Annotated in this window: 17 protein-coding genes; 11 read left to right on the top strand and 6 right to left on the bottom strand. The window is 61.8% G+C overall.

Annotated features, from left to right (window positions below):
* The first annotated feature begins 279 nt into the window (after positions 1-279).
* The 5 genes from GSQ80_RS09160 to GSQ80_RS09140 all read left to right on the top strand — a co-directional run bounded on the left by GSQ80_RS09160 (position 280) and on the right by GSQ80_RS09140 (position 8,128).
* Entirely contained in the window at positions 280-933 is a 654-nt protein-coding gene (locus GSQ80_RS09160) for a hypothetical protein (protein ID WP_158787317.1), read from the top strand.
* A gap of 77 nt (positions 934-1,010) precedes the next feature.
* Positions 1,011-2,036 (top strand): aldo/keto reductase, encoded by a 1,026-nt coding sequence (locus GSQ80_RS09155; protein WP_158787316.1) that lies wholly within the window; start codon positions 1,011-1,013, stop codon positions 2,034-2,036.
* A gap of 152 nt (positions 2,037-2,188) precedes the next feature.
* On the top strand, positions 2,189-2,566 hold the full coding sequence (locus tag GSQ80_RS09150) for a carboxypeptidase-like regulatory domain-containing protein (RefSeq protein WP_158787315.1): 378 nt from the start codon (positions 2,189-2,191) through the stop codon (positions 2,564-2,566).
* Positions 2,567-2,649: 83 nt separating this feature from the next.
* Positions 2,650-3,393, top strand: a complete 744-nt coding sequence (locus tag GSQ80_RS09145; RefSeq protein WP_158787314.1) for a CPBP family intramembrane glutamic endopeptidase — start codon at positions 2,650-2,652, stop codon at positions 3,391-3,393.
* 268 nt (positions 3,394-3,661) lie between these two features.
* Positions 3,662-8,128: a choice-of-anchor D domain-containing protein gene (locus GSQ80_RS09140; RefSeq protein ID WP_254059537.1), complete on the top strand. Its 4,467-nt coding sequence runs from the start codon at positions 3,662-3,664 to the stop codon at positions 8,126-8,128.
* Between the two features lie 27 nt (positions 8,129-8,155).
* Here the strand turns inward: GSQ80_RS09140 and GSQ80_RS09135 are convergent, their stop codons facing one another.
* On the bottom strand, positions 8,156-9,358 hold the full coding sequence (locus tag GSQ80_RS09135; RefSeq protein WP_158787385.1) for an NAD(P)/FAD-dependent oxidoreductase: 1,203 nt from the start codon (positions 9,356-9,358) through the stop codon (positions 8,156-8,158).
* Positions 9,359-9,458: 100 nt separating this feature from the next.
* Here GSQ80_RS09135 and GSQ80_RS09130 point away from each other — a divergent pair, with 100 nt between their 5' ends.
* The gene (locus GSQ80_RS09130) at positions 9,459-9,785 is read left to right on the top strand and encodes a CsbD family protein (RefSeq protein WP_216850221.1); all 327 of its coding nucleotides are present in this window, start codon (positions 9,459-9,461) and stop codon (positions 9,783-9,785) included.
* 29 nt (positions 9,786-9,814) lie between these two features.
* On the opposite strand, the gene GSQ80_RS09125 is transcribed toward GSQ80_RS09130, so the two are convergent.
* The gene (locus tag GSQ80_RS09125; protein ID WP_158787312.1) at positions 9,815-11,527 is read right to left on the bottom strand and encodes an NAD-dependent malic enzyme; all 1,713 of its coding nucleotides are present in this window, start codon (positions 11,525-11,527) and stop codon (positions 9,815-9,817) included.
* Between the two features lie 34 nt (positions 11,528-11,561).
* Positions 11,562-12,881, bottom strand: a complete 1,320-nt coding sequence (locus GSQ80_RS09120) for an Hsp70 family protein (RefSeq protein WP_158787311.1) — start codon at positions 12,879-12,881, stop codon at positions 11,562-11,564.
* A 287-nt stretch (positions 12,882-13,168) separates the two neighbouring features.
* Here GSQ80_RS09120 and GSQ80_RS09115 point away from each other — a divergent pair, with 287 nt between their 5' ends.
* Positions 13,169-13,666, top strand: coding sequence for a heme-degrading domain-containing protein (locus GSQ80_RS09115; RefSeq protein ID WP_158787310.1), 498 nt, complete (start codon positions 13,169-13,171; stop codon positions 13,664-13,666).
* Between the two features lie 7 nt (positions 13,667-13,673).
* Here GSQ80_RS09115 and GSQ80_RS09110 read toward each other — a convergent pair whose 3' ends face one another.
* Positions 13,674-14,117, bottom strand: a complete 444-nt coding sequence (locus tag GSQ80_RS09110; protein WP_158787309.1) for an N-acetyltransferase — start codon at positions 14,115-14,117, stop codon at positions 13,674-13,676.
* A gap of 75 nt (positions 14,118-14,192) precedes the next feature.
* Between GSQ80_RS09110 and GSQ80_RS09105 the strand changes: the two genes are divergently transcribed.
* The gene (locus tag GSQ80_RS09105) at positions 14,193-15,521 is read left to right on the top strand and encodes a class I SAM-dependent rRNA methyltransferase (RefSeq protein ID WP_254059536.1); all 1,329 of its coding nucleotides are present in this window, start codon (positions 14,193-14,195) and stop codon (positions 15,519-15,521) included.
* Positions 15,522-15,579: 58 nt separating this feature from the next.
* Positions 15,580-16,935 carry an amidohydrolase family protein gene (locus tag GSQ80_RS09100; protein WP_158787307.1) on the top strand — a complete coding sequence of 452 codons (1,356 nt, stop codon included), beginning with the start codon at positions 15,580-15,582 and terminating at the stop codon, positions 16,933-16,935.
* 146 nt (positions 16,936-17,081) lie between these two features.
* On the opposite strand, the gene GSQ80_RS09095 is transcribed toward GSQ80_RS09100, so the two are convergent.
* Both GSQ80_RS09095 and GSQ80_RS09090 read right to left on the bottom strand, forming a co-directional pair.
* Positions 17,082-17,684, bottom strand: coding sequence for a hypothetical protein (locus GSQ80_RS09095; RefSeq protein ID WP_158787306.1), 603 nt, complete (start codon positions 17,682-17,684; stop codon positions 17,082-17,084).
* 217 nt (positions 17,685-17,901) lie between these two features.
* Positions 17,902-19,383, bottom strand: coding sequence for a deoxyribodipyrimidine photo-lyase (locus GSQ80_RS09090; protein WP_254059535.1), 1,482 nt, complete (start codon positions 19,381-19,383; stop codon positions 17,902-17,904).
* A 60-nt stretch (positions 19,384-19,443) separates the two neighbouring features.
* Here GSQ80_RS09090 and GSQ80_RS09085 point away from each other — a divergent pair, with 60 nt between their 5' ends.
* Complete coding sequence (locus tag GSQ80_RS09085; protein WP_158787305.1) at positions 19,444-20,079, top strand: GNAT family N-acetyltransferase; 636 nt, start codon at positions 19,444-19,446, stop codon at positions 20,077-20,079.
* A 727-nt stretch (positions 20,080-20,806) separates the two neighbouring features.
* Complete coding sequence (gene rpoD / locus GSQ80_RS09080; protein WP_158787304.1) at positions 20,807-22,528, top strand: RNA polymerase sigma factor RpoD; 1,722 nt, start codon at positions 20,807-20,809, stop codon at positions 22,526-22,528.
* Positions 22,529-22,584 lie beyond the last annotated feature (56 nt).

The raw sequence follows: 22,584 nt of genomic DNA, 5'->3' as shown, positions 1-22,584 counted from the left end.
GCCGCCACGCGTGCCTCTTATACTGCTGGGCCCGCGGGCACGCACGGCGGCTCACTGTTGATAGGATGCGGAGGTTTCGGCCGTGGCTGTCCGTGTGCGTTGCCCTCAATTTGGTCGCGCCTCAACCTGGTTGCCTGGTAATCCAACAATTGATGTACCCCACGCGGGTTCGACAAACGTCCTACGTACCAGAACCAAATGTCCGGGATGAATGAGGTTATGGGCTGCACGTAGGATTTTCGTGCATTTCGTTCGACTTACGTTGACGAGGGTCTCATTATGACGCGAAACAAAGCGCTGTCTTGTCTGGTTGTCCTCTCTACGCTGGCTTCTACGGCATGTGCCGCGCAGGCGCCTGTCCCCGCTCCGACCTTCAAGATCACTGCCAGCAATGTGACCATGCCCTCGAGCGGCACGGTGGCCATTCCGTTCACGCTCACCTCGGTGAATGGGTTCGTGGGGTCCGTTGCGGTGCAGTGTGAGGGGCCGACGGAGCCTGCTGGAGTCAGAGCGCCCGTCTGCGAAGACTTTGGCCCGGTCCGGGCCTTTCCGCTGACCGCAAATGGTACGACGACCGGGAGTTTCGAGGTTGTGGCGATTCCACCCAAGGTGGTGCCGGTCGTGAGCGGCGTGAATCCGTTGCGACACGGCCAGGGAGCGAGCTGGGCGCTGGCGGGCATTCTGATGCTGGGCTTCGGGCTGCAACGAACGAGAACGCGTCGATTCGCGCGCGTGTTGCTGGCAATCGGTGCGGTCGGACTGACGGGCATGGGCATTTCCGGGTGTGGCGGCCCTCCTACGCTGACACCGGGAGTCTACACGTTCACGCTCGATGCGAACTCCATTTCGGACACTCTCAACGTTAGCCTCTCCGCGAGCACGACTGCTACCGTGACCGTGCCCGCAGGGATTGTGACGAGTTCAAACAACTAGCCGAAGCGCAGGGGATACTTCGCGCTTAGCCTCTTTCCCCGCGAGTCCATCGAACCGCGAGTTGCGTCCAATCACGCATGAGTGAAAGCGCGAATGTTCCTTTGTCGACTGTGAGCCTTGGTTCTACCGGTGCACGTGTCTCCCGGATCTGCCTGGGCATGATGACCTATGGCGCCAAAAGTTGGCGCGAGTGGGTTCTGGAAGAAGAGGCCGCGCGGCCGTTTGTTAAAGCAGCGGTTGAAGCCGGCATTAACTTCTTTGATACCGCCGACGTCTACTCGCTGGGCGAGAGCGAGCGCATCACTGGCAAGTTGCTGCGCGAGTTTCAGCCGCGCCGGGAAGAGCTGGTGATTGCTACCAAGGTCTTCAACCCGATGAGCGATTCGCCCAATGATCGCGGGCTCTCGCGCAAGCACATCATGGCCTCAATCGACGCGAGCTTGAAGCGCCTGGGCGTGGATTACGTAGACCTCTACCAGATCCACCGCTTCGACAAGAACACGCCGATTGAAGAGACCTGCGAGGCGCTGAGCGACGTGGTGAAGGCGGGCAAGGCACTGTATCTGGGCGCGTCGAGCATGTATGCGTGGCAGTTCCAGAAGATGCTGAATTTCCAGGCGACCAACGGGCTGGCGCGCTTCGTCACCATGCAGAATCACTACAACCTGGTGTATCGCGAGGAAGAGCGCGAGATGATCCCGCTGTGTCTTGATCAGAAGATCGGGTGCATTCCGTGGAGCCCGCTGGCGCGTGGATTTTTGACCGGCAGCCGCAAGCGCGGGGATGAGCAGGATCACAGCAAGGGAGAAACCCTGCGCGCGCGCACAGACGACTTCGGCCATGGCTTGTACTATCGCCAGACGGACTTCGACACTGTGGAGCGGGTACTGGAGCTGGCCGCGCAACGCAACGTGAAGCCGGCGCAGATCGCGCTGGCTTGGGTGTTGTCCAAGCCATTCGTCTCTGCTCCGATTATTGGAGCCAGCAAGCTCTATCAGTTGGAAGACGCTCTGGGTGCGCTTGAGGTCAAGCTCACGCCTGAGGAGATCGAGCGGCTGGAGCAGCAGTACGAACCGCATCCCATCCTCGGCCACGGTTACTAGCAGCAGTTACTTAAGCATCCCCTGGAGCGAAGTTTGCCCTTTCGCGCCGTCCGCCGTGCATCCAACCCCGGAGTCCGCTAAGCTCTGCGGATAGGCCAGTTTCTACCGGGTGCAACATGCCCTTCACGGGCCAAGTATTCATGGCAGCTCTTATGAGAACGACCGAACCGCACCATCCATGGATCGCGACCGCTGCGGTGTGCGTCGGAGTGTGCCTGATGCTGGGAGCGCTTCCTGTTGCCGCCCAGATGCCCACCCAGGCTACCGTGCGCACGCTGAGCGGGATTGTGACCGACACCAACCATGAACCGGTTCGCGGCGCCGTCGTGGAACTGCACAACGAGAGTTCGCAGGCGTTGATGACCTACATCACCGAGGCCAATGGTACCTACAACTTCAAGCGCCTCGACGGCAACACGGATTACGAAGTCTGGGTTGTGTTTCGCGGACGCCACTCACCTAGCCATGCGATCAGCAAGTTCGACAGCCACATGGCCAAGGTCATCAACTTCACGATCCGTACATATTGAGCGCCGGAATGCCTGGCGACGCTTGGCCTTGCGGGTTAATGGCCGGCCGTGCGATGGTGGCGTAGACTTTCTCTGGGAACCCTATGCTGAAGTTTTTGCTGCTTCTCGTCAGCCTCGCTGTGCTTTGGTGGTTCGTGCGCAATGATGCGTCCGAGTACGCTGAGTTCAAGCGGCAACCCGACACTGCCGGCCGCCAGCGCCTCTACCGGGTCTGGATACTGAAGAGTTTTCTCGCCCTGTTTGGGACTTCGATGGTATGCCTGCTGATTCTTCGCCAACTGCACGCGCTGCTCTACCTGCCCGACGAGTTTATTCCGCTGGCCGCTCGGCTGGGGGCAGACATGCCCACCACAGCGGCACTCGACAAGGAGTTCCTCGCCGGCTGCGCTGTCGGCGCAATGTTGGTCGGCATCCTGCTGGGCGTGCTGATCGCGAAGAGGATGAAGACTTCGCATGCCACGCTGGCCGACATTGAACCGCTGATGCCGCGCAACGGCGCAGAGACGGGCTGGGCCGCGCTGCTTTCCATCAACGCAGGCGTGAGCGAAGAGTGCTTCTTCCGGCTGCTGCTGCCGCTGCTGCTGATCGGCGTGTTGCACAATCCGCTGCTCGCGTTCATCAGTGCGACGATCCTGTTTGGCCTCGTGCACATCTACCAGGGCGTGGTTGGGGTTGTGTTGACGACGCTGGTAGGCGCGGCGCTGGCCGGGCTCTATCTCTGGACGGGCAGTCTCCTGATCACCATTGCCGCCCACGCCGCCCTGGATCTGTTCGGGCTGGTAGTGCGCCCAACGTTCATGCGCCTGCTGCATCGACCGACGGCGTAGGGGTTGTCAGTTCTCAGTTGTTAGTTCTCAGTTCTCAGTTGTCAGGAAAGGCGCACTGAACTGAGAACTGAGAACTAACAACTAACAACTGCTTCCCCCGTCACCGCGCCAAAATCCATCCGCTGCTACACTCTGCTCAACAGAGGCAGTCCCGATTTGGGCGGCCGCTGCAGAGGCATGCACTGCTGTCTGCCTCATCCCCCGAGGCATTCGATCCGATTAGACCAATATGGGTCGACGCCTCACAACTGAATGTCAGGGTTACCGCTTGCCGCCGAGACGTTTCGCGAGCACCCGATTTCGTAGCTCCCGCACGCTGCTTAACAGCGGTGCGCTCTTTCTGCTGGCTTGGGCCGAACTCCTCGCGCCCAACCTGTATGCACAACAGCTTGCTGTGCCGCACAGCACCGTCAACCTGACCGCAGCGTGGCAGCCCCTGGGACCGAGCTCGATCGTCTCCGCGACCTACAACAACATCACCGGCCGCGTTGCCGCGATTGCGACCGATTCCAACGATTTGGCCGGCAATACGGTGTATTTGGGCACCACCGGCGGCGGGGTGTGGAAGTCAATCAACGCCGCGGGCCCGCTTGGGGAGGTCAGCTTTATGCCCCTTACGGACACACTGCCGGTCTTCAGCAACAATGCCGGCAGCAGTTTTCTGATGTCGCTGACCATCGGCGCGTTGGCAGTGCAGCCAACGGTTAACCCGGTGGTGATTGCGGGAACGGGCGACCCCAACAACGCGGCGGACTCCTATTACGGCGGTGGCCTATTGATCTACTCCACCGCCACCGCGACGTGGACGCTGGCGCAGAACTCGCAGGACGGCACCACTGGGGCTCATTCGTTTTGGGGCCTGGTGACCGCCGGGATCGCCTTCAGTACCGTTACTCCGAATCTCGTGGTCGCAGCGATTTCTACTTCCCCGCAGGCGGCTGTCGTGGGCGCGGTCACCTATGATTCCTTCCCCGGCCTCTACTACTCCACCGACGCGGGCCAGATGTGGCACATGGCCACAATCCAGGATGGCACCGCGATTGTGCAAACGCCACAGGCACTGGGCACCATGGGGCCAGGGAACGCGGTGACGTCGGTGGTATGGAACCCGGTGCGGGCCATGTTCTACGCGGCGGTCCGGTCGCACGGCTATTATTCTTCGCCCGATGGCATCACCTGGACACGCCTCACGACGCAGCCGGGAACGAATCTCACCACGGCGAACTGTCCGGTAGGCGCCAAGGGCGTGGGCAGCGCCAACTGCCCCATCTATCGCGGTGTCCTGGCCGTGCAACCCGTAACCGGCGATCTTTACGCGCTCACGGTGGATGCCAACAACCTCGACCAGGGGCTGTGGCAGGATCTATGCAGCGCGAGTTCCGGGAGCTGCGCGAAGCCTGCACCCACTTTCGCCAACCGCATCGATAATGGCGCGCTGGAGACCGGTAGCGGCAGCACGGTCATCGCGCAAGGCAACTATAACCTCGCGCTGAACGCCGCGCCTGCTGCAGCCAGCACTAACCTTTATGTCGGCACCGTCGATCTCTACCGTTGCGTGATCGCGGCTGGTTCCTCCAGTTGCACCCTGAGGAACACTACCAACGCACTCGACGGCTGCAACGCGCCGGCGCAGATCGCGGCCGCACAGCACGCGATCACAACCGTCGCGCAGGCCAGTGGCAAACCTATCCTCTTCCTTGGCAACGATAGCGGCCTGTGGCGCTCACTCGATGGCGTCGCGGAGACGACGGACAGCGCCTGTGCAGCGAGCGACGCCACGCATTTCGACAATCTCAATGCCGCCATCGGCGCGGGTGGATCGCTGGGCGAGGTGGTGGGCTTCGCGCAGAACGCGGGCAACCCCAATATCCTCATCGCCGGTCTGGGTGCGAATGGATCGGCGGCGACTTCTACAGCGGCTGCGCTCAGCCCATGGCCACAACTATCCGCTGGCGAAGGCGGCTATCCCGCCGTTGACGCTGTCACACCCGCGAACTGGTATGCGACCATCGGCGTCGGCGTAAACCTCGACGCGTGTCCACTAGGCAGCAACTGCGCCGCCGCCAATTTCCTCCCGCCTGCAACCATCGGTGCAACGCAGGTGAACTCCGATAACAGCGAGATGGACACACCCATCCTGTTGGATCCAGCCCTGACGACAAGCCTGCTTGTGGCGACGTGTCGCGTCTGGCGAGGCCCCGCCGCCAATGGAGCGGCATGGTCCAACGCCAACGCAATCAGCCCGGCACTCGGGGGCACCACCTTGCCATGCACACCCTATAGCCCGCTGATCCGATCGATCGCCGCTGGAGGCCCCAGCGTGACCTCCGCGAACCTGCAGAACTCTGGGTCGACGGTAATTTATGCGGGCATCTCCGGATCGCTGGACGGCGGTGGCGCCATTCCCGGACACATGTTCGTGACCAAGGGCGCGAACACGGCGACCAGCATCAAGGCCTGGACCGATATCTCGCTCTCCGCAGTCACAAACGATATTATCGACGCACACGCCTTCAATCCAAAGCACTTCGATGTCTCGTCCATCGCGGTCGATCCTCACGATGCAACGGGCGCGACGGTGTATGCGACGGTAATGGGCTTCGGCGTGCCGAATCTCTACCGCTCCACGACTTTTGGCAGCGCCTGGCTTAACATCAGCGCGAACCTGCCCAGCGCGCCCGCCAACGCCGTCGTCGTCGATCCGAACGACGCGAACACCGTGTACGTCGCAATGGATGCCGGAGTCTACGTGACCCAGGCCATCACGACCTGCCCCACATTGAACTGCTGGAGTGTGCTTGGAACGGCCTTGCCGAACGCGCCCATCCTTAGCCTGGCGGTCGCCGCTACCCTTCCAACCGGCGACGGACGATCCGGCATGCTGCGCGCCGGCACCTACGGACGTGGTCTGTGGCAGACGCCGCTGCTGACCGCAACTATGGGGAGCCAGGCAGCCATCACGCTCTCGGCCACAAGCCTTACGTTCACCGCGCAACAGGTGGGGACGCAGTCCGCGGTACAGACCATCACCGTCGGCAGCTCCGGAAGCGCACCTGTCATCTTCGGCTCTCTTGTAGCGACCGGCGACTTCACCGAGACGGATAACTGTGCAGGCCAGACAATTGCGGTCGGAGGCAGTTGCAGCGTGCAGATCGTCTTTGCGCCAACGGCCACCGGCACGCGCTCCGGGCAGCTCACGATCTACGCCAACATCGCGAGCGGTCAGGCGACCGTCTCCCTCAACGGAACGGGGACCACCGCCGCCGCGATCTTGCTCACGCCGCTCACGCTCAGCTTTCCCTCCACCATCGTGAACCAGACAGCAGCGTCCCAGAACATCACTGTCTCCAACACTGGTGGCACCCTCGCTACCCTGTCCCCACCTATGCTCAGCGGCAACACCGGGGACTTTGCCTTGTTCGCCAACACCTGCGGAGCAACCCTCGCGGCTGGCACGGGCTGCACGCTTTCGATCACCTTCACGCCAACCGCAAGCGGTGCGCGCTCGGCCACGCTTTCCGTAACCGACAACGCCGGGACGACCTCCGCTGGGACCCAAACCGCGTCGCTCTCCGGAATCGGCGAGGCACCCGCCACCGACACCCTCTCCGCGGCTGCGCTGAACTTTACTGTGCAGCAGATTGGCACCACCAGCGCCGCCCAGACCATCACGCTTACCAATAGCGGAGGCGTTCCACTGACACTGATCGCCGCCAGCGTCTCGCCCGGCGACTTCTCGGTCGTCAACGCCTGCGGAAATTCCCTGGCAGCACATGCGACCTGCGCGTTCAACGTCACCTTCTCGCCGACGGCTGTCGGACCCCGCACCGCGACGCTCACCATCACCGATCAATTTCGCTACCAGACAGTCACACTCAGCGGCACAGGCATTGCCGGTCCCGGTGTCTCGCTGACCCCGGTATCGCTCGTCTATCCAGCGACCGGAGTCGGCCTTACGGCGCTCGCACAGACGCTAACGCTCACCAATAACGGTGGTGTGCCGCTCAACGTCTCCAGTGTCGCGGTCAGCCCCGGCTTCGCCATCGCACTCAACTCCTGCACGACCACCGTGGCCGCCAATGCCGGCTGCAGTTTGACGATCGTGTTTGCGCCGACTGCCCCGGGAGCGATCGTGGGCACGCTCACCTTTACAGACAACGCGATCAGCGGCGTTCAGACTACATCACTCTCTGGCACCGGCATCGACTTTGCCTTGACCGCTGCAGGAGTTACCAGCGCCACGGTCGCAGGCAGTGGAGCGAGCGTCACCTACGCGTTGCAACTGAGCTCGCTCAGCAGTCTCTCCGGCAACGTTGCGCTCAGCTGCACCGGCGCGCCAGTCAACTCTATTTGCACGGTCACCCCCGGCATCGGCTCGCTCGGAACGACAACGCCCGTGATTGTCACCCTGGAAACCGCGGTGCCTACTACTCTGGCCCTTGCACGCCCCTCCCGGCCCTTGCGCGCATCCAGCTTAGCCAAGGCTGTTCTGCTGGCCATGCTCCTGCCGGTCGCCTTCTTCCAGCGGCGGCGCTATCCGAAGTTCACGCGCTTCCTCCTGCTGCTCTGCACTCTGGGAGTTCTTAGCAGCTGTGGCGCCAGCCGCGCGATTCCCACGACAGGAACTACAGGCAGCGGCGGAACGCCCACGCCTCCGGGCACCTCGACACTCACGATCAGTGCGTCGGCCGCGGGGCTTACGCACTCTGTCAGCCTGACGTTGACCGTGCAGTAGCGACACACTCGCGGAAGGGACTATGGCCTAAGCCACGGCACCGGCTGCAACTGCGCTGGCCCACGCCCACTGGAAGTTGTATCCACCGAGCCAGCCGGTCACGTCCACCACCTCGCCGATAAAGTACATTCCTGGCACGCGCTTGCTCTCCATGGTGCGCGCGTCGAGCTCCGCAGTATCGACGCCGCCCACCGTCACCTCTGCCTTGGCAAACCCCTCGCTGCCGTCGGGCCGCGGCGTCCAGGCGTGCAGATCGCTCTCCAGCCGCGCGATCCCGGCGTTGGTCCAATCGCCCGCACTCGCATTCGCGCGCACGCGCACCCAGCGCTCGGCCATCCGCGTCGGCAACACGGTTCGCAGTACCGTGTAGGCGCTGTTCCAGTCGCGTCCCGAAACCTGCGCCAGCAGCGGACGAAACACTTCCAGTCCCGGCGCCATATCGAAGCTGACTTCCTCGCCCGGCCTCCAGTAAGACGAGGCCTGCAGCACTGCCGGTCCGCTTACCCCGCGATGCGTCACCAGCAGCCGCTCGCGAAATGCGGGAATCTTGCGCCGCGTCTTTTCCTGCACAACCGCTCGAGCCACCACATCAAAGGCGACGCCGGCGAGATCGCACCAGCGGGCTTTATCTTCCACTGAAAACACCAATGGCACGAGTCCAGCGCGCGGCTCCACGATCGCATGCCCGAACTCCCGCGCCAGCTCGTAGCCAAATGCTGTCGCACCCATCGCCGGAATCGACAGTCCACCGGTCGCCACCACCACGGACTCGCAGGTGAACTTGCCCACGCTGGTCTCGACCACAAACCCCGACACGTCTCCATCGCGTCGCACCGACGAGACGGTCACGCCGCAGCGTGTCTCCACGCGCGCCTCCGCGCACTCCTTCTCGAGCATCGCCACAATCTGTTTCGCCGAGTCATCGCAGAAGAGCTGTCCCAGGGTCTTCTCGTGATACTTGATTCGGTGCTTCTCCACCAGCGCAATAAAGTCCCGCGGCGTAAATCGCGCCAGGGCGGACTTGGCAAAGTGCGGATTCTCGCTGAGAAAGTTCTCGGCCTTCGTCCCCAAATTGGTGAAGTTGCAGCGCCCGCCGCCGGAGATCAGAATCTTTCGACCCACACGATCGCCATGCTCCAGCAGCAGCACACGCCGTCCGCGTTTGCCGGCCTCGAATGCGCACATCATTCCGGCCGCACCCGCGCCGAGTACCACCACGTCATACTGCATTGCCGCCACCTAAGCCTTCCTGCATCTGCTCATTCTATGGAACCCAACGCGGGAAGGCGCGCGTGCATCCAACGCACTGGAAGAAAAATAGGAGCAGACCATGAAATCACTTCCCTGGATTCTCGCAGCCGTCGGCCTCGGTGTGGCCGCGTACGTCGTCATGAACACGCCCGGCCCCGAGTACGCGACGGGCAACGATAGCATCGAAGACGCCGCTCGCAGAACCTCGGCGTGGGGCTCGAAGAATCGCATCACCGGCAAAGGAACCAACCTCGGCGGCAAGCTGAAAGAAGGCATCGGCAATCTCACCGGCAATCCCGACCTTGCCAATGAGGGCGTAGTGGACCAGGTTGCCGGATCAGTGAAGGACGCCGCCGGAGCAGTAGCTCAGGCTGCCGGCGAAACGATTCACGAGTTCAATCGCTAACTCGCACTGTGTATTTGCCGTTTCGAAAGCTACCTGCGCTTATACGGCAGATACACCGGCTCCCATACGTTGGCGCTTACTGCCTCCACGAACGCCTGGCCCTTGATTTCTGCTAATCCCTCGGCTTCAGCCTGTCGCCCGACTGCGACCGCGACGCTCATGGACACGTTTCGCAGGGACTCCAACGGCGGCAGCAACGCGCCGTCGGGGTCCGCTTGCGTCGGTGAGAGCGCGGCGAGGGCACTAGCCGCCGCCATGATCATCCCATCGCTTACACGCTTGGCCTTCGAGCTCATGATTCCCAACGACATGCCAGGAAAGACGTAGGAGTTATTGGTCTGCGCGATTTTGTGAGTCTTGCCACCGAACTCTACCGGCGCGAACGGGCTGCCCGTTCCCACAATCGCGCGACCGTCCGTCCAGCGAATTACATCCGCGGGCTTTGCCTCGCAGCGGCTGGTCGGATTGGAAAGCGGTAGGATTACCGGCCGCACGTCGCGTCCATTGTGTTCCTGATCCAACCCCCTGGCCATGGCGCGCACCACGTCTTCCGTGAACGCGCCCGCCTGCCCGGACACGCCAATCAAGACCGTCGGCCGCACGCGTTCGACGACATCTTTCAGACCAACGCCGTGTTCGCCGCGCGGCCAATCCTGCACCTCACTGCCGGCACGCGCAAACGCTGCCTGATCGCGCGTCATCCCCTCCATGCCTTCCACTAGCAGCCCCTCTTTATCGACGGCGTAGAACCGTGCGCGCGCCGCCTCTTCGCTCAACCCCGCAGCCACCAGCGCCTGGCACAGCAGTTTCGTCACTCCGAGCCCTGCGGATCCGAAGCCATACACCACGAACCGCTGCTCGGTGAAAGGAACGCCCGTCAGATTCACCGCCGCGAGCAACGTTGCGACGGCCACTGCGGCAGTTCCCTGAATATCGTCGTTGAAGCTTGGGAGAACGTCGCGATAGCGATCCAGCAGCCGCGCCGCATTATTTCCCGCGAAGTCTTCCCACTGCAGCAGCACGTGCGGCCAGCGCTTGCGCACCACGCGCACGAAGGTGTCCACAAACTTGTCATACTCGGCGCCACGCACACGTTCATGCCGCCAACCGATGTAGAGCGGATCGGCAACCCGTGCGGCATTGTCCGTGCCGACATCGAGCAGAACCGGCAAGCACTGCAGAGGATGAATTCCCGCGAGCGCCGTGTAAAGCGCGAGCTTGCCAATCGGTATACCCATGCCACCGGCGCCCTGATCGCCGAGCCCAAGGATGCGCTCGCCATCCGACACCACGATGCAGCGCACGCCGTCATACCGCGGATGATTCAGGATCTTCTCGATCCGCGAGCGGTTGGGGTAGCTGAGAAAGACGCCCCGCGGCCGCCGCCAAATTTCCGAGAAGCGTTGGCAGCCCTCGCCCACCGCCGGCGTGTAAACCACCGGAAGCATCTCCTCGATATTGCGCGTCACCAGTGCGTAAAACAGCGTCTCGTTGACATCCTGCAGATCGCGCATCAACGTGTAGCGCGAGAAGTCATCGGTCAGCGCACGAAATGCACGCAGCCGCCGCTCCACCTGCTCATCGAGAGTACCGACGTGCGGCGGCAGCAGGCCGTGCAGCGAAAACTCGTCGCGCTCCGATTCTGGAAATGCTGTGCCCTTGTTGAACATGGGTGTGTTCAACAAGCCCAACCCCATGAGCGATGTCTCGATAAACTTCGGCGTCTTGCGCGCTGCGGCCATGCCCCGATTCTACCGAAGCCGGCTGCTGGGAAAATTAACGCGCATGCAATGATTCCTGCGCTCTCAGCGCCAGCCCATGGGCCACCGAGGTGAACTCATTGCCGCTGCGAATCCGTTTCTCGCCAAACCGCTTGACGAAGATTTGCCGCACCGCGGGCACGAAGGAACTTCCGCCGGTTAGAAACACGCGATCAATGTCTCCCGCGCTTACGCCAGAGCTCTCGAGCAGCGAATCGATCGAGCTCTCAATTGCGCGCAACTCCTCCGCGATCCACCCCTCGAACTCCGTGCGCGTCACTGGAATCTGCAGGTCCATACTGCCATCCCGAAAGTGAAACTCTGCACTCTCCGCATGCGATAACTCAAATTTCACCTTCTGCACTGCGCGATGCAATTGATAGCCGAGATCTTCCTCGATCAGCGTGCTGAGCGCCTTGATCTTCTCCGGCTCCAGCGCCCGCAGCCGCGCACTGCGCAGAATCTCCGTCACTTCGTGTGTGCGGAGAAAGGAAAGGTAATGCCAGCGCTCGAGGTTCGCGTAGATCCAAGCAGGCACCGCGGGCAGAATCTTGTTCATCGAGCGCGCGTAGGAATCCGATCCCAGCGCCGGTGACACCAGTTTGCGCACAATGCGCGCGTCAAAGGAATCTCCCGCCAGTCGCACGCCACTGTTACCCAACACCTGCTGCGTCTCGCTAGTTCGCCGCACACCCGGCCCCACGCGTAGAAGCGAGAAGTCACTGGTGCCGCCGCCGAAGTCGCCAATCAAAATCAGTTCATCGTGATCCAGCGTCGCCTGGTAGGAATAGGCCGCGGCCACCGGCTCGAGTTCCAACTCGACGCTCTCAAATCCGGCCTGCGTAAATGCAGCGCGAAGACGCTGCTCCGCGAAGGCATCATCTTCCTCTGTCTCTGCCCCCACAAACTTAACAGGCCGTCCCACCATCGCGTGCCGAATCGGCTGTCCAAATTGACGCTCCGCCTGCTCGCGCAAATCGGAGAGAATCCGTCCGACGAGGTCCTCAAACTTGTACTGGCGTCCGAAGATCCCCGTGCCCGTAAGCGTGCGGCTAGGCAAGTACGACTTCAGCGACTGGATCAGCCGGCCTTTCTCCTCGGCATCCAGGTAATGCTCGATCGCGGATGGCCCCGTCCACGAGTGCGTGCGCCGCACACCGCTTGCCTCCTTGATCTTCTCTAAATAGAGCACCGACCGCGAAGAGAGCGTTTCTCCGTCGCGCGCAGGAAACCGCACCAACTCCACTTGTGCATCGTCTCGCACCAACGCCACCGAACTATTCGTCGTGCCGAAATCAATCCCGACAGCCGGCACTGCATCCCACCGATTCTTCATTCCTTCTATTTTCGCAGCAGCCGGTTATTCTCTCCGCACAATCAAGCGACAATGGAATGCATGGCCCCGGACCGCCCACGCACGCTGCAACAGGACTTGACCCAAGTCGTCGGTCGCACGGTCACCACAACACCCGACCCGCGGACCGCACGATTCTCACCTTTCCCGCAATACCTCGACAACCGGTGCCAGAAACTCCCGAACCACGGCGCCGCCAGCTCCGATCCGAAACCCGCGCCGCAGTGAGTATCATCAACGTCATTGCACGAAACGGAGAGTCACGCATCATGAGCACCACACCTGATCCTGCCCAAGACCTTGCGATCCTCGCGCAGCAGGAATCACTCCTGCGCTTCACCGACTTCACACCAGACACGGCATGGCAGCTGGGCAATCGTCTGCGCGATGCGCTGCTGGCGCGCGAAGCCGGCGGCACCGTAGAGATCGAGCTCGCCAATCAACTTCTATTTGCCTGCACCACTGTAGGCGCGAAGCCCAATCAGGCCGACTGGATTCGACGCAAGCGCAACACCGTTCGTCATTTTGCGCGCAGCTCGTACGCCGTTGGCCGCCAGTTGGAACTCAGCCAGCAGACTCTCGAAACCCGCGACGGACTCTCGGACGTCGATTACGCAGCACACGGCGGAGGTTTCCCGATCTTCCTGCGTGGCTCCGAATGCGTCGGCACCATCATCGTCTCCGGCCTGCCGCAGCGCGACGATCACAACCTCGCGGTCACAGCCATCGCCGAGCAGCTCAACGTCGCGATTCCGCAGCTGCCGTAGACGGCCATCATCGCTGCGGCCGAAGATCCTTCTTCAGAAAATAGCGGCTGTGCCCAAGCGGATAATCGTCGATTGCGCCGAACACGATGTAGCCCAGACGCTCGTAGAACCCACGTGCCTGAAAGCTGAAGGTGTCCAGCCACACGCCATCACAGCCGCGCCGCACCGCCTCTTCCTCGGCCAGCGCCATCATTTTGGTGCCTAGACCTGCACCGCGCAATGTGTCAGGCAGATAGAGCAGGTTTACGTGCAGATAGGAAAACGAGGTCCACCCCACCAGTCCTCCGACCGTCTCCTGCGTCTCCGGATCTGACAGCACAATCGTCAGCGGACGATAGTCATTCGCACGCCCCGAGTTTCTTTCGTTGAACTCGGAGAGCAGCCTCGATATGGTCTCGAGCGTGGAATCGTCAGGTGAATCCGTAAGCGTCATCTTCGGTATCTTCGTCATAAACCGCAGCGCCTCGTCTGTCAGCGTAAACGAATGACCGCGTACCTCGTGCGGTCGCGTCTACACTTGAAGCAGATGTCTACCGCAACCACACTCCGCATTACACGCCGCGCCGCTGACCGGATCCGCGCCGGCCACCTCTGGGTCTATCGCACCGATCTCGAATCGTCGCCCGCCTCCGAGACCATAGAGCCCGGCGGCCTCGTCACGATCACCGAGACGCGCGAGATTCCGCTGGGCACCGCCCTCTATTCGTCTGCGTCGACCATTGCCGCGCGCGTCATCTCCCGCACACCCGCGCTCAGCCGTGCGCAATATCTGGGTGATCTCCGCGCGCGTATCGACGCCGCGTTGCAACTCCGCCGAAAGCTTGCTCCCACGTCGGCGAAGAACAACGCGCACCGCCTCCTCTTCTCCGAAGCCGACAATCTTCCCGGCATCATCGCCGACCGCTACAACGATCTCGTACTCCTGCAACTGCTCATACAAGGCACAGCACAAGATGACGTTCGCGCCGTCGTTGTCGCAGCGTTCAGTGCAGCCTTCGCAAAACAAAAATCGGCTCTGACGATCTGGGAGCGCCCTGACCCGCGCATTCGCGAGCTCGAAGAACTGCCCGCGCCCGCACCCGGCCCGCTCTTTACCACCCACACCGACTCCGTAGCTCCCGACGGTCTGTCCTTCCGCACGGGAGCCGAACGTGACACCGACCAAGCTGCCCCGACCACGACACACTTCGCCCTCAACGGCCTGCACTTTCACTACGACGCGGCCAGCGGCCAGAAGACCGGCGCGTTCCTCGACCAACGGCTCAACTACGCGGCCGCTGCGCGTGTGGTGAAGGCGTCGGGCCGCACGGGACGAGCGCTCGACATCTGCACCTACCAGGGCGGCTTCGCGCTGCACCTCGCGCAGGTGTGCTCCCACGTCACCGGTGTCGATTCGAGCCTCTCGGCGCTCGAGGCCGCCGATCGCAACCTCGCCCTCAATCCCTCGCTCACTGCCGAGACAGAGTGGATGGAGGCCGATGCCTTCGACTACCTTCGCCACCTCGACGACACCGCGCGCAAAACGTCGTCTCCCAACGATCACTTCGACGCCATCGTGCTTGACCCACCGGCCTTCGCGAAGTCCAAGCGCGCCGCCGAAGGCGCACTGCGCGGCTACAAGGAACTCAACCTCCGCGCGTTCCGCCTGCTCACGCCTGGCGGCACGCTCATCACGAACTCCTGTTCGCATCACGTCTCGCTGCAGGACTTCACCGAGATCATCGCCTCTGCGGCCGTTGATGCCAACCGCCGCGTCCAGTTGCTCGAAACCCACGCAGCTGCACCCGATCACCCCGAAGTCATCACGCTCCCAGAGACGCGCTACCTGAAGTGCCTCATCTGTCGCGTCGACTAAGGTCAGATTAAATCCCCGCATCCCTGTCTGCGATATCCTCTGCATCAACGGAGCCTCCATGCGCCTGATCGCCGTCAGTCTTCTCTGCGCCCTCGCGGCAGCCTCGCCCGCGCAATCTTCTTCCGTCGCCACGCAAAGCTCTTCGCCGTCAGCGCAGGACATCAATGCCATCCCTGCCTTCGACAACCACGCGCACCCCATGCTCTCTCCGCCAGATGACGCGACCGATCGCAACTTCGATGCGCTGCCCGTGGACAGCATGGCTCCGCAAACCGATCCCGCGGCCTACCGTCCCGACAACCCGCAGCTCGCCGATGCCTGGCGCGCACTCTTCCACGTCGACCTGTCTACGCCGCTCGACGCCACCGGCCGTGCCAAACTCGCTACAGCGCGCGCCGCCGTGAAAGCTCGCGAGGGCGCTCACTACTCCGCGTGGGTTCTCGACCAGGCGAACATCGCGACCATGGTCGCCAACCGCGTAGTGATGGGCAATGGCGTTCAGCCTCCGCGCTTCCTTTGGGTGCCGTATGACGACGCGCTGCTCTTCCCACTTGACAACACCACAGCTGCCGACACCCCCGATCGCGTGCAGTTCTTTCCGCTAGAAGATAAACTCCGCGCTCGCTACCTCGCCGACGTACACCTCGCCGCTCTTCCGGCGACGCTCGACGGCTACCTCAATCGTCTCGTCTATCCCACGCTCCGCAGTCAGCACGCCGGCGGCGCCATCGCCATCAAGTTCGAGCTCGCCTACCTACGCTCGCTCAACATCAGCGATCCTTCACCCGCTGACACTCCCGCCGACGCCGCACGCGCCGCCGATATCTACGCGCGCTACGTCCACGGCGGCGTGCCGACTCCAGCCGACTACAAACTTCTTCAAGACTTCCTCTTTCGCACCATTGCTCTTGAAGCTGGCCGCCTCGGCATGGCCGTCCACCTTCACGATCTCGCCGGCGCCGGCCGCTACTTCTCCATCACCGGCGTCAATCCGCTGAACCTCGAGCCGTTGTTCAACGACCCACGCTTCGCCCACACCAACTTTGTCCTTCTCCACGGTGGCTGGCCGTTCGTCCATGAAGCAGGCGCGTTGCTGCAGAAACCGAACGTCTATCTCGACATCTCACAGCAGGCCATCATGATTCCCGCACGCACGCTCGCCACGTGGCTGCGCGAGTGGCTCGAGCTCTATCCCGACAAGGTCCTCTTCGGCACCGACGGCTATCCCTACAGTGACACCATTGGATGGGAAGAAGCCACCTGGCTGGGCTCGCGCAACGCCCGCAAGGCTCTCGCCATCGCGCTCAACGGAATGCAGCAGGACGGCGAAATCTCCCCCGCGCGCGCCGCCGAACTCGCCCACATGGTCCTGCACCGCAACGCCGAAACTCTCTACAAGCTGCCCGGTCGTTAGCGAAGCCATCAATCCTCAAAGCGCCCGCGACGCCGTGTGCCAAATTAAACGCAAACGGTACCCAGCGCACGATTTCATCGTTCGCCGAGTACCATTCACGGCGCGGCGATCATCGCCAACGACGCCGCGCACCACCGGGCTGAGGGTTACTCTCCGGCTGCAGTTGCGCCCGCTCCGGTCCGTATCGCCAACTCCAGCTGTGTGCCGGCGGGAAGCTTCACGTTGGCCTTGGTCTTGCTCAAAAACACGCCCGAGTTCGCGCTGCTGTCCTGGCTGTGCAGGTTCACGCCCGAAACGACATCCTGAATGTCCTCGCTCGCGTTCATGTTATCGAGAGTTTCGGGAACCGTAACCTCGTTCGGCTCACTGTCGTCAACAGTGCCCGCCGATACGTCCACGATCCTGGCTGCAAGCGGCACGGTCGCTCCATGCTTCAACTGCGCAGACGTAAAGCGCAGCGCCAGCCGCACATTTCCGTCCTGCAGGCTGTCGTTCTCTACCGTCGCCGTCAGCAAGGTGCCGCTCGGCAGCTTGGTTCCATCCGGCAGATGCACGGTGTTCATGAGCCGCGTCTGGATCGTCGCACCCTTACTTAGTTTGCGTGCGTCCAGCGTTTGGGTTAGTTGCACTACTCCCGCAGTGCCGCTGATCGCAGCCGTGCTCGCCGGTGCGGTGCGCGCAGCATGTGCGATCGAAGGCAGAAGGAGTGCAGCAGTGAAAGAGAGAGTCATCAATGGATTCAGTTTCATTCAGGTGGTTCCTTTCATTCTTCTGTGTGTAGGTTCGGCGGGCTCGTGCAAGCCACGGAAGCCGTAGCTGCGCTCACAGTGTGCGCAACCTGTTTTAGTAGATGCTCTCAACACCCGCATGGACACAGGAGATTTCGCGCGCTCAGAAAACGCGAACGGGGTAAAAGTTTCAACTTTTTCAATCAATTGTTCCGATCAAGTCATTAGCCGCAGCTATCTACTCCGGCAAGGCTTTGGCCTGCTCTATATAAAGAGCCGACCGAAACTTCTTCCCCGTGCTCCCACCGGACATGTACCGCCGCTTGCCAAAGATCGGGCGATCAAACCAGGCGCGATCGAACTTGCCCAGCATCGACCAGGCGATGCCCGCGTAGCCATTCGGATCGCGGCCGTCGATGAAGTATTTATCGTTCAGATAGATCGCCACCTTCATCGCGATGCGCACGTTCGGCGTCCACTCCACAATCTTCTTCGCCCAGTACATGCGTAGGTAGTTGTGCATCCAGCCATAGCGCACCATCTGGATCTGCGCCGCATTCCATAGCTCGTCGTACGTCTGCGCATTCTCCAACTGCGGCAATTTGTAGAGCAGCTCGCGCTGATCGCGGTCGTGTTCGGCGATCGTTTCGCGCGCCCACTTGTCAGCGCAGGCAGGCGAGTCATACTCCGGCTGATAGCGCACGAAGTTCACACTCAACTCGCGCCACACGATGAGCTCATTGAAATAGCTCTCGCGCTCCGCCATCATGTGCGGATGCTGTTTCGCCGCGGCAGCCACCGCCAGCGCAATGGTCTGCGGCCCGATATGCCCAAAGTGCAGGTACGGACTCATCTTGCTTGTCCCATCGATCTCCGGATGATTCCGATCGCGATCGTAGTTCGCCAGCATCGTTGCGACGAACGCGTGCAGCCGCTTCACCGCGGCATGGTGTCCGCCCGTCCACGCCTCCACCGGCTTCACGCTGCAATCGAAATCCTTCCATCCGCGCGTAATGTCTTCGCGCACATCGTCGGCGTGCAATCCAGGCGGCCGCTTCCACTTCATCTCGGCGTGAGGATTGCTGTACGGCACAAGAAACTCCGGCAGCGCGCGATACAGTCGAGGCCGTGCCACCGCCGCACTGAACTGCGCCTTCTCCAGCAGCTTCGACGGCACAATCACATCCGCATCGACAGTCCAGAAGGGAACTCGCAGCTCTTCGGCCAGATGCACCCGCCACTTCTCCGGCTCGCGCATCGGGTTCTCGTCGCCAATCACCATCACTGCGTCGACATCCGCAAAGAACTTGAGGTGATCTTCGTGCGGAGCCCTCCGCATCACGAACCCCACGCCACGCTCGGCGCAATCCTCCTCCACATCCGGCAAGCCCTGGTTGAGGAACGCATAGTGCCGCAGGTTCGCATGAGGAAAGTTGCTGATGCCCGCAAAGTACGCAACCACCGGCAGATCGAGCGCATTCCCCACCGCAATCGCCAGATTCAGCGCATGGTTGTCGAGCCCGCGCTGCGCCCGCTGCATCCAGTACACAACGCACTTGCCCTCACCCGGCGCGCCGCCCCGCCGCACCGTCACGCGAGGATCCTGCGCCAGTTCACGCAGCGCCCTGGGCACGCGCTCATCGTCCACCAGCTGCTGGGCCAACCGGCTGTACGCGGCGTCCTTCTCTTGCACCGTCATCGACGCGAAAGTCTTCTCCATCTCCTCTCCACGCTATCTGAATCCCGGACATCAGCTACCATCGTCCTTGCGAGAAAATCCATGTCCATCGACGCCATCAAATCCTGCGCTCCAAACCCTGCACAAGATACCACCGAGACCGTCACGCTCCGCCGCGCCACACTTGCCGACGCGCCCGCGCTCGCCCTCACCGGCGCCGCTACTTTCCTCGAAGCCTTTACCTGGATGTTGCCCGGCGCCGACATCGTCGCCCACGCGCTCAAGAACCACACAGCCGATGCGTATGCTCACTACCTCGCCGATCCCAATACCCGCATCACGGTCGCCGTTACCGGTCCTGCTGTTGGTTTTCCTGACAACCCCGGATCGATCGTCGGCTACGTGATGCTCTGCACCCCGGAGCTGCCCACCATCGACGTCGCCCCCACCGACATCGAGCTCAAGCGCATCTACCTGTTTTCGCGCTTTCGTTCCGTGCCTGTCCTCGAAGCGACAGGCGCAACCATCCCCAACCTTCGTCCCGCCCAGGCTCTCATGGACGCCGCCGTCGCCGACGCACGCGCGCTGGGTGGAAAGCGACTCCTGCTCGGCACACACGCGACGAACCTCCGGGCCATCGCCTTCTATCACCGCAACGGCTTCGTCGAAGTTGGCACGCGGGTCTTCCAGGTAGGTAGCCAGCAATGCTGCGACCTGATCCTCGCCAAGCCCCTTTAATCCCGCCCGCCCGCCGCAATTCACAGACAATAACGTCCGATACCGCAACACCGCCTCCGACCGATGTGCCTGGCCTGGGGCTAACAGGCTTTGTTTGTTGCACATCGCATAATTTTCCCATCCTGACTCATGTTTCCTGAACCCCCGCCGATATAGAGATCATCTCGCGGCAGGTTTGCCGGAAGCGAGGCCATTGGCCTCCTCCCCGTTTCCCTCGGAACCCCGTGCAACGTGCTCTTTTGAAAGGGATTCCAATGGCAAATCTTCGTAACTTCGTCAGCAACTACAGCCCAATGTTCGCAATGATCGCAGCCATTATCTGCATTTACGCGATGGCAATCTCCATTGGCTGCGGCCTCAGCCTACCCGTCTAGAGACACAACGTCTCAGACTGGCCGGAGATCGAGTCCGGACCCGTTTTTCGCGGAATCTACAGCCTGCACAAACCAGTGCGGGCTGTGGTGCGTTTGGAATCTTTTCGCGCCCGGATACGTCTAAATCAGTGGTAGACTAAAATTCGCTGGAGACGTGCGCCTCCGAGTTGCCGAAGCACTTTTGCAAGTGTCTTCCGCCCGCGCCCGCGGCCTTGACCGCATACCCCGTCCCAACGACCCCGTCACAACCCAGGGAGTTCTCCGCGACCGATGTATGATCCCCCGCGGAAATATCTCCCGCACAAAATTTTACGAGACTCCGCGCTGCGTGAGTCTCCCTTAGGAGCGCCCACGTGGCTGAAGAACTCGATAAGTACGAAGAAGACGTAGACCATATCATCGACACCGGCAAGGAGAAGGGTTACCTCACCTTCGGTGAAGTCAACGACCTGTTGCCCGGCGACATTACCTCGCCCGACGAGCTCGATGACCTGATGACCACCATCAACACACAGGGCATCGACGTGCTTTCGGAAGGCCGTCGCGGCTCGAAGGTCGATGCCGATGATCGCGACTCCGACAACGAGTCCGGCGAAGACTCCGACGATGTCGAGCTTGACCTCTCGCCCGGCACGCTCGAGAAGACTAACGACCCCGTCCGCATGTACCTCCGCGAGATGGGCACCGTGCCGCTGCTCACCCGCGAGGGCGAAGTCGAAATCGCGAAGCGCATCGAACGCGGCCAGCTCCGCGTGATGAAGGCCATCTCGCGTTCGAGCATCGTCATCCGCGAAATCGTCGGCCTCGGCGAAGACCTCAAGCGCGGCGTTCGCAACATTAAAGAAGTCGTTACCTTCGACGAAGAAGAGCTCACCGAAGAGATCCTCGCTGCCCGCGTCAAAGCGACCGTCGCGCGCACCGACGAGCTCGTCAAGCACCAGAAGAAGGCTGCCGACTACCTCGCCAAGTCCCTCGACCCGCAGGGCAAGGACGCCAAGGCGAAGGCCAAGTACGCGCGCAAGAATCTCTGGCTCATGGGCCGCGAGAACGTCTTTGTCTCGCGCATCGTTCGCGAGTTCAAGTACACCAACAACGAGAAGAAGCGCCTGCTCGACAAGGTCAACAAGACAGTCGACTCCATGCGCACCCTCGAGCGCCAGATTCGCTCGCTTGAAACCAAGTTCGAGGCCTCACGCTCTGAAGAGCTGAAGAAGGAATATCGCCGCCAGCAAAAGAATTGCAAGATCGATCTCGAGCGCGTCGAAGCCGACGCCGGTATCTCGCACGATGCGCTCAAGCGTACGCAGCGCGAGATCATCCAGGGCGACATGGACGCCGAGAAGGCCAAGCGCGAGCTCATCGAAGCCAACCTTCGCCTCGTCGTTTCGATCGCCAAGAAGTACACCAACCGCGGCCTGCAGTTCCTCGACCTCATTCAGGAGGGCAACATCGGCCTCATGAAGGCCGTCGATAAATTCGAGTACCGCCGCGGCTATAAGTTCTCGACTTACGCCACCTGGTGGATTCGTCAGGCCATCACGCGCGCGATCGCGGATCAGGCTCGCACGATTCGTATCCCGGTGCACATGATCGAGACCATCAACAAGCTCATCCGCACCTCGCGTCAACTGGTGCAGGAGCTTGGCCGCGAAGCCTCCTCCGAAGAGATCGCCAAGCGCATGGACATCCCGGTCGCGAAGGTCCGCAAGGTCCTCAAGATCGCGCAGGAGCCCATCTCGCTCGAGACCCCGATCGGCGAAGAGGAAGATTCGCATCTCGGCGACTTCATCGAAGATCGCATGGCCGTCAGCCCATCCGACGCCGTGATCTCCGTCAACCTCAAGGAGTACACATCGCAGGTTCTGCGCACGCTGACCCCACGCGAAGAGCGTGTGATCAAGATGCGCTTCGGCCTCGAAGATGGCTCCGAGCATACGCTCGAGGAAGTCGGACAGAGCTTCCAGGTCACCCGTGAGCGCATCCGTCAGATCGAAGCCAAAGCTCTCCGCAAGCTGCGTCACCCCAGCCGCTCGCGCAAGCTCAAGGCCTTCGTCGACGGCGTCAAAGAGATGTAGTTGCGTCACAGCAAAAAAAGGGCGCGCCAGGATTTACCTCCAACGGCGCGCCCTTT

The sequence above is a fragment of the Granulicella sp. L46 genome (genome assembly GCF_009765785.1).
Taxonomy (GTDB): Bacteria; Acidobacteriota; Terriglobia; order Terriglobales; family Acidobacteriaceae; genus Granulicella.
The sequence above is the reverse complement of the archived record's forward strand: the minus strand, read 5'-3'. Positions and strand labels throughout refer to the sequence as shown.

Bases quoted from the DNA above. Each gene is read 5' to 3' on its own strand.
- GSQ80_RS09090 (WP_254059535.1), bottom strand. From the start codon at position 19,383: ATGGAGAAGACTTTCGCGTCGATGACGGTGCAAGAGAAGGACGCCGCG.
- GSQ80_RS09105 (WP_254059536.1), top strand. From the start codon at position 14,193: ATGTCTACCGCAACCACACTCCGCATTACACGCCGCGCCGCTGACCGG.
- GSQ80_RS09155 (WP_158787316.1), top strand. From the start codon at position 1,011: ATGAGTGAAAGCGCGAATGTTCCTTTGTCGACTGTGAGCCTTGGTTCT.
- GSQ80_RS09135 (WP_158787385.1), bottom strand. From the start codon at position 9,358: ATGCAGTATGACGTGGTGGTACTCGGCGCGGGTGCGGCCGGAATGATG.
- GSQ80_RS09110 (WP_158787309.1), bottom strand. From the start codon at position 14,117: ATGACGAAGATACCGAAGATGACGCTTACGGATTCACCTGACGATTCC.
- GSQ80_RS09150 (WP_158787315.1), top strand. From the start codon at position 2,189: ATGAGAACGACCGAACCGCACCATCCATGGATCGCGACCGCTGCGGTG.
- GSQ80_RS09095 (WP_158787306.1), bottom strand. From the start codon at position 17,684: ATGAAACTGAATCCATTGATGACTCTCTCTTTCACTGCTGCACTCCTT.
- GSQ80_RS09125 (WP_158787312.1), bottom strand. From the start codon at position 11,527: ATGGCCGCAGCGCGCAAGACGCCGAAGTTTATCGAGACATCGCTCATG.
- GSQ80_RS09100 (WP_158787307.1), top strand. From the start codon at position 15,580: ATGCGCCTGATCGCCGTCAGTCTTCTCTGCGCCCTCGCGGCAGCCTCG.
- GSQ80_RS09145 (WP_158787314.1), top strand. From the start codon at position 2,650: ATGCTGAAGTTTTTGCTGCTTCTCGTCAGCCTCGCTGTGCTTTGGTGG.
- GSQ80_RS09160 (WP_158787317.1), top strand. From the start codon at position 280: ATGACGCGAAACAAAGCGCTGTCTTGTCTGGTTGTCCTCTCTACGCTG.
- GSQ80_RS09085 (WP_158787305.1), top strand. From the start codon at position 19,444: ATGTCCATCGACGCCATCAAATCCTGCGCTCCAAACCCTGCACAAGAT.
- GSQ80_RS09115 (WP_158787310.1), top strand. From the start codon at position 13,169: ATGAGCACCACACCTGATCCTGCCCAAGACCTTGCGATCCTCGCGCAG.
- GSQ80_RS09130 (WP_216850221.1), top strand. From the start codon at position 9,459: ATGAAATCACTTCCCTGGATTCTCGCAGCCGTCGGCCTCGGTGTGGCC.
- GSQ80_RS09120 (WP_158787311.1), bottom strand. From the start codon at position 12,881: ATGAAGAATCGGTGGGATGCAGTGCCGGCTGTCGGGATTGATTTCGGC.